This window comes from Desulfomicrobium apsheronum (genome assembly GCF_900114115.1).
In the GTDB taxonomy this organism is placed as follows: Bacteria; Desulfobacterota; Desulfovibrionia; order Desulfovibrionales; family Desulfomicrobiaceae; genus Desulfomicrobium; species Desulfomicrobium apsheronum.
In genome coordinates, this window is the sequence record NZ_FORX01000023.1 from 1 (window position 1) to 15,298 (window position 15,298).

Sequence of the window (15,298 nt, forward strand, 5' to 3'; positions counted from 1 at the left end):
CGACTTCTTATTTAAAGCCAGACTATCCGGTATTAGCTCCACTTTCGCGAAGTTATCCCAAATCCAAGGGTAGATTACCCACGCGTTACTCACCCGTGCGCCACTCTACTCAGGGCCGAAGCCCCTTTCTCGTACGACTTGCATGTGTTAGGCACGCCGCCAGCGTTCATTCTGAGCCAGAATCAAACTCTCCAGTTACGTATAACTAAAGGCAACCTTGTTGCCTATAAAACCTTATCTAAATCAGTTCTATTTGCTCCAACTCGCTATTTATTTGTCAAAGATCCTTTAGCCTTCCGGCAAGAGGAAACGTCTCTATCGATTCCCTCATCCACCGTCAAGAACTTTCTTTTTCTTTTTTCAATTCAACCCGCGAAATTCAATCCGCAAAGGCTGGTGACTTTCGTCTCTTGCGTTGCTGTTCCGCAGCGCAGAAAGAGGCTTCTATGTGGGAGGCACCCAGTTGTCAACGAAAATCTGAAATTAATTTTATATTATTTAATTTCAATCGGTTAAACCAATCAAAACTCCAGATGCCTAGGCGTTCTGGGGAACGGGATGACGTCGCGGATATTGGCGATGCCCGTAACCAGCATCAGCAGCCTCTCAAAACCCATTCCGAATCCGGCGTGGGGCACCGATCCAAATCGGCGCAGGTCCAGATACCACCAGTATTCTTCCTTGGGCAGTCCGAGTTCCTCGATGCGCCGCTCAAGCACGGACAATCGCTCCTCCCTGGCGCTGCCGCCGATGAGCTCCCCGATACGCGGGACAAGCACGTCCATGGCTCCGACGGTTTTACCATCATCATTGAGCCTCATATAGAAGGCCTTGATCTCTTTGGGATAGTCAAAAACAATGACCGGCTGCTTAAAATGATCTTCGGTCAGATACCGCTCATGCTCGGTCTGCAGATCGGTTCCGAAATCCACCGGGAACTCGAAAGTGCGCGGAGCGTTCTTGAGGATGGTCACCGCCTCCGCGTAAGGCAGACGAATGAAGGGCTTCTCGACAATGTTGTCGAGGGTAGCAAACAATCCCTTGTCAACGAAATTACCGAAAAGCTCCAGGTCGTCGCGGCAGTTGTCCAGCAAATGGGTGATCAGCCATTTGATGCAGTCCTCGCCCAGATCCATGTTATCGCCCAGGTCGGCAAAGGCCATCTCCGGTTCGATCATCCAGAACTCGGCGGCATGTTTGGGCGTATTGGAATTTTCGGCCCGAAAGGTCGGTCCGAAGGTATAGACCCTCCCCAGTGCGCAAGCCAGATTTTCGGCCGCCAACTGACCCGACACGGTCAGCGAGGCTTCCTTGCCGAAGAAGTCCTGCTCGAAATCCGCCTTGCCGTTTTTCTTGGGCACGTTGGCCAGATCAAAAGTGGTGATCTGGAACATTTCCCCGGCGCCCTCGCAGTCCGAGCCCGTGATGATCGGCGCGTGCACATGAAAAAAACCCTGCTCGCGGAAAAACTGATGCACGCCAAAAGACAGCTCGGCCCGAATCCGGTTCAGGGCGCCGTACTTGTTCGTGCGGGGTCTCAGATGAGCGATGGTACGTAGATACTCGTCCGTGTGCCGTTTCTTCTGCAGTGGATAGGAGGCGTCCGCTTCACCCAGGACCTCAAGGCTTTGAACCTTCAGTTCCCATTTCTGTCCCTGTCCGGGCGATTCCACCAGGGCTCCGCTCAGGCTGACCGCGGCGCCCGTGCCAACGCGGTCCATGAGTTCAAAACCGGATGCGTCGGTAGCGACGATGGCCTGCAGATTCTTCAGGCAGGAGCCGTCGTTGATCTCCAAGAAAACGAACTCCTTGCTCTCGCGTTTGGTTCGCACCCAGCCCTTGACCACAAGGGATTCAACTTCCGCCTCGGACAACAAGAGATCGGCCACTCTGATATTTTTCATTTTTCCTCTCAGATATTCGTCGGCTAGAGCATGTCCATGGGATCAAGGTCCACGGAAATGCGCACGTTTTTTTCCCCAGCCAGCATTTTTCTCATCTCGGCGCAAACACCCCGGATTGCCGGCCAGGAATCGGCCTTGAGCAAACATTGAAATCTTTTTCGCCCGCGAAGCACGGCCAGCGGCGCCGGGGCGGGACCCAGGACCCGGACCCCGGCCGCAGGGCACACGGCTCGGATGCGGCCGGCAAAGGCGTTTATGAGCTCCGCATCCGGCTGATCAAAGGGAAGCGAGATCCGCACCAGGGCAAGCTTGACAAAGGGCGGATACCCCATGACCTGCCGCAGGGCGATCTCCCGCGCGAAAAAACCCTCGTAATCGTTCTCGCGCACGAACTGCCAGCAATAGTGCCCCGGATTGCGGGTCTGGATGAGCACCCGGCCGTTCTTTTCTCCGCGGCCTGCGCGTCCCGCGACCTGCACCAGCATCTGGAACGATCGTTCCGTAGCCCTGTAATCCGGAAGATTCAAGCCCAGATCGCCGTCCACGACCACCACCAATGTCACGCCGGGAAAATGGTGCCCCTTGCTGAGCATCTGTGTGCCGACCAGAATCTGGGCCTCCTGCCGGGCAAATGCCGCCAGGGTATCCTGCATCGAACCGGCGCGACGCGAAGTGTCCCTGTCCAGACGCAAGATTTTCGTATCCCGCGGCAGGTCGTCACGCAAAAATTCTTCGAGCCGCTCCGTGCCCGATCCCAGCGGCAGAAATTCATTGCCCTTGCACCCGGGGCAGGACAACGGGAAAAGCAAGGAATACCCGCAATAGTGGCACAGCAACAGCTCGCGTCGTTTGTGCAGGGTCATCGACACCTGGCAATGCGGACACTTGACGGGTTCGGAGCAGGTTTCGCAATACAGCACGGGTGCGTACCCACGCCGATTGTGCAGGATGATGACCTGCTCCCCGGCGTGGACGGCCGCAACCAACGCGTCGCGCACCGATGTTGCGAAGGGGCCGTGTTCCGGCGGTTCCACGCGCAGATCAACCAGCCTGACCTCCGGCAGTCGGGCCTCGCCCACCCGGTTTGGCAGGCGCTTCAGGGCGATGCCGCCATTTCTGGCCGCGTGAAAGACTTTCACGTCGGGTGTGGCCGAGCCCATGAGCAACAGCCCGCCGCTACGGGTGATCCGGCCGTATGCCAATTCACGGGCCTGATAAATGAGCCCTTCGTCCTGTTTGAAGGACGCGTCATGCTCTTCGTCCAGAATGACAAGCCCGGGTTCGATGGGCAAAAAAAGGCTGGAACGCGTGCCAACGACAATGCTGGCAGACGCTTGCCCGGCCAATTCCATGAAGGTTCTTTGCCGCTCGCTCGGGCTCAGGTAGCCGTGAAACAGCCGCACTCTGGCCTCTGGCAAGGCCTCGCGCACATCCCGGTAGAGCTTGAGGGCAATGCCCACCTCCGGAGCCAGAAGCATGACATGTTTGCCAAGGCAAAGGCAGCGCCTGGCCAACTCCAGATAGACCGCCGTCTTACCGCTTCCGGTCACCCCGAAAAGCAGCGCTGAGCGCGGGGTGTGGTCTGTCAACAGTTCCCAGAAACCTTCCACGGCCTGCTGCTGCTCGTCCGTCAGGCTGAATGTTTCGGCTGCAGGAGCGCAGACCTCGTCCGGTTCAAAGTGAGACTCAACCTCCCGGACAAGTCCCTTCTGAAGAAGAACGCGCAGGGGCTGGGACACATTCTTTCCAAAATGCCCGTTCAGGGTCTTGGCAGATGAGACGCCGTGCACGTCCAGATAGCGCAGCACCTCAAGCTGGGCGGTCGCCTGCGGACGCACCGGCCACGGCGGTTCCGTGGTCAGGGAAAAAAGCCGCTCCTGCCTGCGCGTGCAGATATGAGGCGCAAACTGGCCCGCCATCCAGTCCCGGGACAGGCCTGCACGCGCATCTCCCTCCGCCAAATCACCAAGCCGTACGGCCACACCCTCACGGGTCTTAAACAAGGGCAAGTCGCGGAGGGCTGCAGGCAGCACGCGCGCCAGGATCTTGCCTGCGGCATCCATCTGGCGAATGGAGAGATCCCGGATGAAATCAAGATACCCGGCGCTGAAAAAAGGGGTTCTGTCCACGGGCCAGAGCACGTCCTTGCAGACGCAGCCCTCGGGCTCGGCCACATTGGCGTCCGTAAGTATGCCAACCCGGAACGACTTGCCCAGGGGCACGACGACACGGCCCCCCACATGCCACATCTGCCGAGGCAGATCTTCGGGCATGGAATAGGCCAGCACGCTGTAAGGCGAGGAAAGAAGAAGGACGGAACAGAATTCGCGCATAGGCTCCTAAAAAAAGGGAACGGGTTGCCCCGTCCCCTTGGTATGGACCGGCAGGACTCTAGCGAGAAGGCGGAATGAGATCACGCAGGCGGGCAATGAGATCGTAACGCAGATCCTCGTCCTGGAGCGCAAAATAGATGTTGGCGGTCAGGTAATCGACCCAGTCGCCGACATCGAAACGCTGTCCGCGCAGTTTCACCGCCAAAAGCCGGTTGTCGCGTGCCATGGACTGCAAGGCGTCGGTGAGCTGGATTTCACCGGTGCCGTCCGGTTTCACCCCTTCCAGATGATCGAATATTTCCGGGGTCAGCACATACCGGCCGACCAGCGCCAACCTGGACGGCGCGCTTTCAATGGAGGGTTTTTCCTTGACCCCGCGAATCCTGTAAAGCCCCGGCGCAAACTCCTCGGCGTCGATGATGCCGTATTTACTGACCTTGTCGCGGGGGACTTCCATCACTCCGACCACGGGCATGCGCTCGTTCTTCCAGACCTCAAGCAGCTGGTTGATGCCGGGATCGCGGTTGAACATGAGATCGTCCCCGACCATGACCGCGAAGGGCTCGTCCTTGATGACCTCGCGGGCGCACAGCACCGCATGGCCAAGGCCCAGCTGCTCCTTCTGGCGCACGACGATGATGTTGGCCATCATGGCGACCTTGCGCACTTCGGCGAGCAGGTCCAGCTGTCCCTTGCGCTCCAGCAGTTGCTCAAGGGCCAGGTTGTAGTCGAAGTGATCCTCGATAATGCGCTTGTTCTGGTTGTTGACGAAAACCACATCCGACAGGCCGGAAGCGATTGCTTCTTCCACTATATATTGAATGGAAGGCTTTCGGAACACCGGAAGAATTTCCTTGGGCACATTTTTGGTCGCCGGAAGAGATCTGGTTCCCCATCCTGCCACCGGAATGACAACTTTACGTACCTGCATGCATCGCTCCTTTTTTTATCCCACAAAGAAGAAGGTTGTCCCTTGCTTCTAAAAAATCTCTTGCCTTCAGGCCAGGCCGGCTTCAACGGCCTCAGTCAGGCTCGCGCACAGTTCGTCCACAAGGGCTTGGTCCTGCGCCTCGACCATGATCCGGGCCAGGGTTTCCGTGCCGGAATAACGCAGCAGCACGCGCCCTGTGCGTCCCAGCCTGTCTTCGGCATGCCGGACCGCATCCTTGATGATCGGGACCGTGTCGAAGGGCACTTTTTTCTTCACCTTCAGGTTCACGAGCTTTTGCGGATACGGGGTCAGCAGTCCGGCGATCTCGGAGATGGGCTTCTGCCTGCCGACCATGATGCTCAAAAGCTGAAGGGCCGCCAACGTGCCGTCACCGGTGGTCGAATGCTTCATGAAGACCAGATGCCCGGATTGTTCTCCGCCCAGAACATAACCGCCCTTGCGCATTTCCTCAACGACGTATCTGTCTCCGACCTTGGTTCTGAGCAGCCGTCCGCCGCGCTCCTGCATGAAAACTTCAAGGGCCATGTTGCTCATGACCGTGGATACCAGGGTGTTCCCGGCAAGAGCGCCCTGCGCCATCATTTCGTCCGCGCACACGGCCATGATCTGATCGCCGTCCAGAATGGCGCCATATTCGTCGACGACGATGAGCCGATCCGCGTCCCCGTCCAGGGCCAGGCCGATGTCCGCCCTGTGTTCGCGGACCTTGGCAGCGAGCACTTCGGGATGCAGGGAACCGCAGCCTTTGTTGATATTGAGCCCGTCCGGCTCGATGCCAAGGGTGATGACCCTGGCTCCGAGCTCTTCGAAAATCAGCGGCGCCACGCGGTAGGCCGCGCCATGTGCGCAATCAAGGACGATCGTAAGGCCGTCGAGGGTCATGCCCGCCGGAAAACTGTGCTTGAGTTCGACGATATAGCGCCCGGGGCTGTCCTGGATTTTCCTGGCTCGCCCGACCTGATCGTGATCGGGGGATTTCCAGACAAAATCCGGGCTGGTCACCATGGCGGCTATTTCGTCTTCCACGCTGTCGGCCAGCTTGAAACCGTCCTTGTCGAAAAATTTAATGCCGTTGTCCATGTACGGATTGTGCGAGGCCGAAATGACCACGCCCAGATCGGCGCGCATGTTGCGGGTCAGAAAGCTGATGGCCGGCGTGGGCAGGGGCCCAACCAGAAAAACATCCATCCCGGCCGCGCAGAAGCCCGAGGTCAGCGCCGATTCGAAGACATACCCCGAGAGCCTGGTGTCCTTGCCGATGACGACCCGGTGGCGCTTGTTTCCGTTTCTGAAATACTGTCCGGCGGCAAGCCCGAGACGCAGCACCAGCTCCGGCTGCATGGGGTGGCTGTTGACCCGCCCGCGAATTCCATCAGTTCCAAAAAGTCTGCCCATCCATCCTCCAATTACGGAACAAATTCATCGTTGCGCTGCACCACTATCTCGATTTCCTCTGGCTTGGCTTCCAGAATGCTCACGCCTTCGGGAAAACGGGGCACAGGAGCGATCACGCTCTGCCCGATGGCCGGATTCGAGCCGGGGTCGATCATCAGGTGCAGGCTTTCGCGCCAATCCTTGTCCTTCAAAAGCCGCACCGGAATCTCAAGCTTGATGCGCACGAACTTGGGTTCGAACGTATAGCTGAAAGTTTCGTAGCGCACCGGCTCCAGATTCATCTTGACCCAAAGCTCCTGGGTCGTGAGGCCGAACTGCAATTCGTAGCTGACCGAAGATACCGGGGTGCGCACATCCTTGGGCATGAGCAGGCGCGCCCGCCCCGAGGCGGTAAGACTCTCGTCGGGCGGGACCTGTACCAGGGCCGTCGGGATGCTGTTCAACGATTCGAGCGAGCTTGCAAAACCCGTGATCGTGACCGTATCGGGAAAAACGGTGGCATTCCTGAACTGTACGTCATCCCCGGGGAGACCCGCCCAGTCGAGCTTCACGGGCACAGTCTTGGAGACCACGACATCGGCCACGAGTTCAAGTCGCGTAGGGCTGATCTCCACGACCTCCACGGCCGAGGTGATGGTCATGCTTTCGGGCACCAGCGGAATGACGTTGGTTCCGACATTGATCTTGCCCAGGTCCAGCTTGTAGGCCAAACGGCCGACGTTCAGGGAGCGGACCTGGTTGCTTGTGCCCCGGATGCGCACCTGAAGCTTGCTGACCAGACCGGAGGTGATCTCCATGCGTGGAGGCAGATTAACGAACTCAAGGGGCACCTCAAGCCACGTCTCGACCTTTTCCTGGCCGGACACCACATACCAGCATGCCAGGGCCAGCAGGATGGCCAGAACTCTGTATTGCCAATTATTCCACATTATTTCCTCAACGCAGCGGCAAGGACTTTTTTCAGTCGAACTTCATTCAAGCTGCTGGTGATCCGACCTCCCACAGCCAGGGAAATGCTGCCTCTCTCTTCGGACACGATCAGCGCCACGGCGTCCGTTTCCTCAGTCACGCCGATGGCGGCGCGATGCCGGGTACCCAGGGACGACTCGTGCTTGAGACCGACGGCCAAAGGCAAAATGCACGCCGCCGCCTCTATCCGATTATCGCGGATGATGACGGCCCCGTCATGCAACGGCGTATCGGGATGAAAAATCGTCAGCAGCAAATCCTTGCTGAACGCGGCATGCAGCTCGATGCCCCCCGAAACCACATCTCCCATGGGGATGTTGCGCTCAATGACGATAAGCGCGCCGGTCTTGTTCTTGGCCATGTGCACCAGGGCCAGGATCAGCTCGTCCAGAACGGCGGTCTGCACCGAATCCTTCTTGAAGATGGTGGTCGCGCCCATGACCGCCAGCGCCTTGCGGATATCACGCCTGAAAAGGATGATGACCACAAGGAAGATGGATCCCAGAAAATTTCCCAGCAGCCAGTTCAGGGTGTACAATCCGAACTGGCCGGCGGCAAAATACGTCACGATGATGAGCAAAAGCCCGTAGATTACCGAGACTGCCCGGGTGCCCTTGATCAGCAGGATTATCCGGAAAAAAATATAGCCCACGAGCAGGATATCGAGAATATCCCGCCAGTTGATCTGCAGATTGCCAACGGTGAAACTCAGCACCCCTGTTCTCCCGAAGTTCCCTTCCCCAGCATGTGGGCGACGGCCAGACCGTCACGCATGTCGCGCACCTCATGCACCCGGTGGATGCGCACTCCCCTCTCGTGGAGCGCGACGGTTGCGGCCAGCGTGGCCGCGTTGCGCTCCCGCCCCTGTCGGCCAAGCAGCTCTCCCCATAGGGATTTATTGGAAAGCGCCATGTACACAGGTCGGCCGAATTCAAATAATTTACAGATATTTTTCAATATTTCAAGATTATGTTCAACAGTCTTGCCAAATCCGATGCCGGGATCAAGGACAATTCGGGATTCGGGAACCCCCGAACGCGCAAGAATCTCAAGTTTCGCGGTAAAAAAACGCATGATTTCGGCCATCACGTCATCATACTGGGGCGCGACCTGCATGGTTCGAGGGCGACCGAGGCTGTGCATGAGTACGTAGCCCGGATGAAAATCGCGCACGACCTGCAAAAGCTCCGGGTCCGCCTCCATGGCCGAGACGTCATTGAGGATCAGGGCTCCGGCCTCCAGACACGCCCGGGCCACGGAGGCCTTGGTGGTGTCCACGGACAGGACGGCGTCCGGCCTGGCCGCGAGGATTCCCTGCACGACCGGCAATACTCGGGCCAGCTCCGTGTTCCCTGAAACCGGTTCGGAAAAAGGGCGGGTGCTCTCTCCGCCTATGTCCAGGATGTCCGCCCCCTCATCAAGGAGGGCGAGGCCTTTGGCCACGGCGGCGTCCGGATCGGCGGCCTGCCCGCCATCATAAAAGGAATCGGGCGTCACGTTCAGGATGCCCACAACAAAAAAGGGGGCAGGACCCAAGGTCCTCCCCCTGCACAAATCCCAGGAGACCGTGTCCAATCTCTCCGGGGTCATGGTTTATTCTCCCGCCTTGTCGCCACTGTTCTCCTCATCCAGGGTGAACCCTTCTTCCGGGGCGTCTCCTTCGGCGGCCGGAGCCTCCGGCGCGACCGACGGCTTAATGCCGTTCTGAACCGGTGCCAGGGTCTCTCCATTGATGATCCTGCTGACTTCCATGCCGGTCAGGGTTTCACGGTCGATGAGCGCCAGGGACAGGGAGTGCAGCAACTCGAGGTTGTCCTGCAGGATGGTCTTGGCGCGGTTGTATGCGTCGCCCAGAATCCGCTTGACCTCGAGATCGATAAGCTTGGCCGTCTCATCGCTGTAGTCCTTGATGTGGGCCATGTCGCGACCCAAAAAGACCTCGTCGTCCTTCTTGCCCAGCGCCATGGGACCGAACTCCTCGCTCATGCCCCACTCGCAGACCATGCGTCTGGCCATGGCCGTGGCACGCTCGATATCGTTGCCTGCGCCGGTGGTAATGGAGTTGAAGACCAGCTCCTCCGCGGCCCGGCCGCCGAACAGCACGGCCAGGTTGTTCTGCAGGTACGTTTTGGAATACGTGTGCCGATCGTCCACGGGCAACTGCATGGTCACGCCCAGCGCCCGACCGCGAGGAATGATGGACACCTTGTGAATGGGATCCGTGCCGGGCAGGAACTGTGCGACCAGAGTATGACCGGCCTCGTGGTAGGCAGTGGTTTTCTTCTCTTCGTCACTCAAAATCATGGAGCGTCTTTCCTTGCCCATCATGACCTTGTCCTTGGCTTCCTCGAAGTCAATCATGGTGACCAGATCCTGGCTCAGCTTGGCGGCATGCAAGGCCGCTTCATTGACGAGGTTTTCGAGATCAGCGCCGGAAAAGCCGGGGGTTCCGCGAGCCAGCACTTCCAGATCAACTTCCTTGGACAGGGGGGTCTTGCGGGTATGCACTTCAAGGATGCGCTTGCGGCCCCGCAAATCCGGATTGGGCACCACGACCTGGCGGTCGAAACGACCGGGACGCAGCAGGGCCGGATCAAGCACGTCGGGCCGGTTGGTGGCCGCGATCAGGATGACGCCTTCGTTTGATTCGAAACCGTCCATCTCCACGAGCATGGCGTTCAAGGTCTGCTCGCGCTCATCATGTCCGCCGCCAAGACCTGCGCCACGCTGACGGCCCACCGCATCGATTTCGTCGATGAAGATAAGGCACGGGGCGTTCTTCTTGCCCTGGATGAACAGATCGCGCACCCGGGCGGCGCCGACACCCACGAACATCTCAACGAAATCGGAACCCGAAATGGAGAAAAAGGGGACTCCGGCCTCGCCGGCCACGGCCCTGGCCAGCAGGGTCTTGCCCGTTCCGGGGCCTCCGACCAGCAGCACGCCCTTGGGGATGCGTCCGCCGAGCCGTGTAAATTTCTTGGGATTGCTCAGGAAGTCGACAATCTCCTGCAGCTCGTCCTTGGCTTCATCCACGCCGGCCACATCCGCGAAAGTCACCTTGGTCTCTTCCTGGCTGACCATCTTGGCCCGCGATCTGCCAAAGGACATTGCCTTGCCGCCGCCACCCTGCATCTGTCGCATGAAAAAAATCCACACGCCGATCAGGAGCAGCATCGGGAACCAGGAGATGAGCACGGTCATGTACCAAGGGGCCTCTTCCTGTGGTTCGGCCTTGACCTGCACGTTGTTCTTGACCAGCGTGTCGACCAGGGTCGGATCATCAGGGGTGTAAGATGTGAACCGCTGGTCATTGGCCAGGACTCCAGAGATGCGGGAACCCTGAATCTTGACGCTGACCACCTCGCCCTGACGAACTTTGGCCAGAAATTGCGTGTAATTGAGGTCATTGGGCGATACCGGCGGCTGATTGAACAGATTGAACAGAACAATCATCACCATGCAGATCCCGGCCCAGAGAACCAGATTCTTGGAAAAACTATTCAAGTGAAAAAACCTCCATAAGCCGAGTTGGGAAGAGTTCCTCCCACTGGCCATTTTGCTTCACATAACGCACGAATCCGAAGCTGAACAAGGAATCATTGTTAAGGTCAGTTTGCAGAATGACAAGAAAATTTTCATCAAAAAAAAGCTTTTTTAAAAGGTTCCCGGAAAAACTTGATCATTGCCGAGGGCATTGATAGATACGTTCCTCCTTGAGGGGGAAGCGTATCGTCACCGGTGTGGCGCCCGGTCTTCAAAACCGGTGGAAGGTCGAGAGGTCTTCGGTAGGTTCGACTCCTATACGCTTCCGCCAAGGATCTCATCAACTCCCCCCAGCCTTTCTGTACCCCCGCTTTCATTTTTCAGTGTCTCAACTCAAAATCATTGCCGTCCGTCATTTCATATCGACCGGCAAAACCGCCCAGGCTGCGCGCTTGCCGACGTCCAGACTTCCGAGATCCGCGTCAATTCCAAGCAACCGGGCCGGGTTGCGGGTCGCCAGTGCCAGAAGATCGGACAGGGACGCCGACGCAGGCAGTAACGTCCGCACAACGCGCAACTCCTGCCACAAGTCTAGATCAGGAACCGACGCCAAGGAATCGGTGCCCAGGCACAAAGGGACTTTCGCGGCATGCAGCGCGGCCACCGGTGCCTCCCCTACCCCGATCCATCTGTTGCTGCGCGGACACAGACAGACGCTGGCTCCGCTTGCAGCCAGGATCTGGACATCGTGTTCATCGATTTGAACACAATGCACGGCCAGGGTGAGTTCGTCCAGAAGACCCAGTTCGCGTGCAAACCCCACGGCGCTCACTCCCGGCGCGGCAAAACCCCGGGGCAGGATGCGGCGGGCGCGCAGAAAATCGGCGAATTCGCCGCTGCCGCTTTTGAAAAGTTCATTCTCGCCGGGCGCTTCGGCCAGATGCAGGCAAAAGGGAAGCGCGAGAGATTCGCACCATTGCTTGATGCTCCGGGCCAGCCCCTGATCCGTGGAATACAACGAGTGCACTCCCGGACTCCAGGCCCCGGGCAGGTCCTTCGGCTTGAACTCCCGACCGCGACCCGAAAATTCCTGGAACAGAAAGCCGTCGAGCCCCTGGCTGTCCAGAACGCGCCGCACCATATCGAACTCGCGGCCGACCACATCGGCCACATGGCAGGTCCCGCTGGCCCGTGCCTCGTCCACGGCCCTCTTTAAGGCCGCTTCCGTCACCCTGCTTTCGCGCATAGCGGCAAAAAGAGCGTCCGCCCAGCCCGCAAAGCCCAAACCGGCCGGCACCCGCCCTGCCAGATGCGACAATTCCAGATGGGCATGAGCGTTGATGAGGCCGGGCACCAGCGTCACAGCCCCCAGATCGCGGGGAACGCCATCACCCGCCACCTCGCGCCAAGCTCCCAACGCCAAGATGCGCCCTTCCCGGACCAGGATCCCTCCATCCAAGATCTCGGGGCAGTCCGGATTCATGGTCAGGATGCGCGCAGCCCGGAAAGCTTCGTTCATGCCCGGTCACCTGGCGGATCAAACGATGCATAAAAAAAGAGGCGGCAAGGCCGCCTCTTTTCAAAACTGCGCAAAGCGGCACTATTCATAAATCTTGTCAGCGGTCTCTTTGACTTCTTTAGGTACGGCCACGCCGATCTTCTTCGCGGCCCCGAGATTGAGGTGCAGTATCAACTCCTGCTGGGTTTCAACGGGAGTTTCCGAAGGAAACGAGCCATCAACCAGAATGCGTTTGGCCATGAGCCCTGTCTGATATCCGTGCTGGTAGTAATCGAACGCCAGCGCAGCCACAGTGCCGCGTTTCACCGAATCCACATCGGCGGAAAACAGGGGCATCTTTTCCTGCTCGCAAACCTTGATCACGGATTCCAGGGAGGAGATGACCGTATTGTCAGTCGGCAGATAGACCGCGTCAACCTTTCCCACGAGGGCCTTGGCCGCTTGATAGACGTCACTGGTCTTGGCCACGGTCGCCTCCACCACTTCAAAACCGGCCTTGGCCCCTTCGGCCTTGACCATGGCCACGGTGGTTTTGGAATTGGCCTCGCCCGCGTTGTAGATCACGCCCAGCGTCTTTAAGTTCGGATAAAAGCGGCGCAGCATGACCATATGCTGATTGACGGGCAGCATGTCGGAAACGCCGGTGATATTCTTGCCGGGTTTTTCCAGGTCATCAACCAATCCCGCGCCCACGGGGTCCGTGATGGCCGTGAACAGGAGCGGACTCCCGGCCAGGATCGGCGATTTTTTGGTGGCCAGGGCACAAGCCTGGGCCGACGGCGTGGCGATGGCCAACACCAGATCGGGCTTTTCACCGGCTATCTGGGCCGCGATCTGGTTGGCCGTGGCCATGTTGGCCTGAGCATTGTGCACGGAGTAGTTCGCGTCCACTCCCTGCGCCTTGAGGCTGTCCTGAAAACCCTTCAGCACCGCATCCAGCGACGGGTGCTCGACAAACTGGCTCACTGAAACGTTGTAAGTCTTGGCGAAACCGGGACAGGCCAGAGCCAGCACAAGCGCCCCAGTCAAAAAAAACTTCTTCATATGTGCGTCCTCGTTTGATTGAAAGTCTAGCTGATGCGAAACATCTGCACGAGCCCTTTAAGCTGTTCCGAGAGGGCGCGCAACTCCTCCGCATGCTCCCGAACCGTTTCGCCGTTCCGGCTCATGTTTGACGCCGAATTGCTGACTTCCGCGATCTGCACCGTGATCTCCCCGGCAACTCCCGAGGTCTGGGTCACGTTGTGATTGACTTCGTCCAGACCTTGCGAGGCCTGGCCGATATTCTGGGCTATGTCGCGAGTGGTCGTGGACTGTTCTTCCACGGCGGCGGCGATGGTGGCCACAATGGAATCGATATCCGTGATGACCCGGGTGATCTCGCCTATGCGCAGGATGGTTTGGTCCGTGGCACCCTGGATTCCGCTGATCTTGCTGCGGATTTCATCCGTGGCTTCGGCCGTCTGGTTGGCAAGTTCCTTGATCTCATTGGCCACGACCGCGAATCCCCGCCCGGCCTCGCCGGCCCTCGCGGCTTCGATGGTGGCATTGAGCGCCAGCAGGTTCGTCTGCGACGAAATAGCCGTGATGGTCTGCGTCACGGAATTGATTTCGCTGGCCACGGCTCCAAGGCGGTCCACATCGGTGGATGTGGCCTGCGCCGCGCTCACGGCCTGGGCGGTAATTTCCCTGGCCCGCCCCGTGCTTCTGGAGATCTCTTCGATGGTCGTGCTCATTTCCTCGGAAGCGGCGGCCACGGTCGAAATGTTGACCGTCGCCTGCTCCGTGGCAGCCGCCACCGAACGCAAGTTCTGGCTCATTTCCTCGGCGGCCGCAGCCACGCTGTTGGACCGTTCCTGATTGTCCCTGGCCACCACGGCCACGGTTTCAGACACCGAGGTAAGCTGACCGGACGCATCGGACAGGGTGCCGACTCCGGTGATGATTTCCCGCATCATGGCGCCCATGTTTTCCGTCATGGTGTTCACGCTCTGCGCCAACTGACCGATCTGATCCCGGCTTTTGGTCTCAACCCGGACAGTCAGGTCGCCTTTGCTGACCTTCTCCGTGGCCAACGCCACCGCATGGACTGGCTTGAAAATCGCGAGCCGCATGAAAAACGCCAGACAGCCCAACAATACGACCATGCCCGTGGCCATGATCGCCCCGGCCTTGATCTGACCGTCCATGAGCGTGCCCATCTGTCTGGAAATATCCTGCCTCATAACCAGTAATCCGAGCACCGGCTGATTTCCGCCATGACAATGATGGCAGGCAGGCTCGTTCGGGATGGTCTTCACTTCCAAATAAGACGACACGCCGTCGATTTCCGTGATGACCTGGCTCATCCCGTCGGTTTTCAAACGCTCTTTGAGCATTCCCGCCAATTCCGGGGCTTTTACGACGTCGGCAATTTCGCCACGCAGGAATTGCTCCGAAGTGGAGTAGGTGATGTTGCCCTTGAAGTTAGCCAGATGAATATCGATGTCGTCGTAACGCTCGCCCACTTCATCAAATTTTTGAGTCGTCCCGGCATTGTCGCCCAGAGCCATGGGCTCGCGGATGGCCAGGGCAAGCATTTCAGCGGTACGTTCAGCGGTGATCTCAACCTCGTGCAGAGTGCTCGACCTCTGCATGAAAAAAGTCGTCCAGAAAAGAACACCGAAAAATACCAGCAACACCAACGCCGTGATACCAAGCATCTTGGCGGCAAGAGATCTTCGGAAAATGTCCATCACGA

At 58.6% G+C, this 15,298-nt stretch carries 11 protein-coding genes, 1 tRNA gene and 1 rRNA gene; 1 reads left to right on the forward strand and 12 read right to left on the reverse strand.

The features are described from left to right. The 9 genes from BMZ40_RS16995 to ftsH form a co-directional block, all read right to left on the reverse strand. Nucleotides 1-198 (reverse strand): 16S ribosomal RNA (locus tag BMZ40_RS16995); the annotation flags it as partial. A 323-nt stretch (nt 199-521) separates the two neighbouring features. Continuing rightward, on the reverse strand, nt 522-1,904 hold the full coding sequence (gene asnS / locus BMZ40_RS17000) for an asparagine--tRNA ligase (protein WP_092378731.1): 1,383 nt from the start codon (nt 1,902-1,904) through the stop codon (nt 522-524). 23 nt (nt 1,905-1,927) lie between these two features. Further along, nucleotides 1,928-4,237, reverse strand: coding sequence for a replication restart helicase PriA (priA, locus tag BMZ40_RS17005; RefSeq protein ID WP_092378733.1), 2,310 nt, complete (start codon nt 4,235-4,237; stop codon nt 1,928-1,930). Nucleotides 4,238-4,295: 58 nt separating this feature from the next. Next, the gene (galU, locus tag BMZ40_RS17010; RefSeq protein WP_092378736.1) at nt 4,296-5,168 is read right to left on the reverse strand and encodes a UTP--glucose-1-phosphate uridylyltransferase GalU; all 873 of its coding nucleotides are present in this window, start codon (nt 5,166-5,168) and stop codon (nt 4,296-4,298) included. 66 nt (nt 5,169-5,234) lie between these two features. Beyond that, nucleotides 5,235-6,584: a phosphoglucosamine mutase gene (glmM, locus tag BMZ40_RS17015; RefSeq protein WP_092378739.1), complete on the reverse strand. Its 1,350-nt coding sequence runs from the start codon at nt 6,582-6,584 to the stop codon at nt 5,235-5,237. Nucleotides 6,585-6,595: 11 nt separating this feature from the next. After that, nucleotides 6,596-7,513, reverse strand: coding sequence for a CdaR family protein (locus BMZ40_RS17020; RefSeq protein ID WP_092378742.1), 918 nt, complete (start codon nt 7,511-7,513; stop codon nt 6,596-6,598). Then, a complete protein-coding gene (gene cdaA / locus BMZ40_RS17025) occupies nt 7,513-8,268 on the reverse strand; it encodes a diadenylate cyclase CdaA (protein WP_092378744.1) in 756 nt (251 codons plus the stop codon). The genes BMZ40_RS17020 and cdaA overlap by 1 nt, the downstream gene beginning before the upstream one ends. Next, nucleotides 8,262-9,143: a dihydropteroate synthase gene (folP, locus tag BMZ40_RS17030; RefSeq protein ID WP_092378747.1), complete on the reverse strand. Its 882-nt coding sequence runs from the start codon at nt 9,141-9,143 to the stop codon at nt 8,262-8,264. Before folP ends, cdaA begins: the two co-directional genes overlap by 7 nt. Before the next feature lie 3 nt (nt 9,144-9,146). Next, the gene (gene ftsH, locus BMZ40_RS17035) at nt 9,147-11,060 is read right to left on the reverse strand and encodes an ATP-dependent zinc metalloprotease FtsH (protein WP_092378750.1); all 1,914 of its coding nucleotides are present in this window, start codon (nt 11,058-11,060) and stop codon (nt 9,147-9,149) included. 216 nt (nt 11,061-11,276) lie between these two features. On the opposite strand from ftsH, the gene BMZ40_RS17040 reads away from it, so the two are divergent. Beyond that, nucleotides 11,277-11,370: transfer RNA gene (locus tag BMZ40_RS17040), tRNA-Sec, on the forward strand. An 81-nt stretch (nt 11,371-11,451) separates the two neighbouring features. On the opposite strand, the gene BMZ40_RS17045 is transcribed toward BMZ40_RS17040, so the two are convergent. The 3 genes from BMZ40_RS17045 to BMZ40_RS17055 form a co-directional block, all read right to left on the reverse strand. After that, nucleotides 11,452-12,558: an amidohydrolase family protein gene (locus tag BMZ40_RS17045; RefSeq protein ID WP_092378753.1), complete on the reverse strand. Its 1,107-nt coding sequence runs from the start codon at nt 12,556-12,558 to the stop codon at nt 11,452-11,454. 81 nt (nt 12,559-12,639) lie between these two features. Then, entirely contained in the window at nt 12,640-13,602 is a 963-nt protein-coding gene (locus BMZ40_RS17050; protein WP_092378755.1) for an ABC transporter substrate-binding protein, read from the reverse strand. 26 nt (nt 13,603-13,628) lie between these two features. After that, nucleotides 13,629-15,293 carry a methyl-accepting chemotaxis protein gene (locus BMZ40_RS17055; RefSeq protein ID WP_092378757.1) on the reverse strand — a complete coding sequence of 555 codons (1,665 nt, stop codon included), beginning with the start codon at nt 15,291-15,293 and terminating at the stop codon, nt 13,629-13,631. Nucleotides 15,294-15,298: the final 5 nt, after the last annotated feature.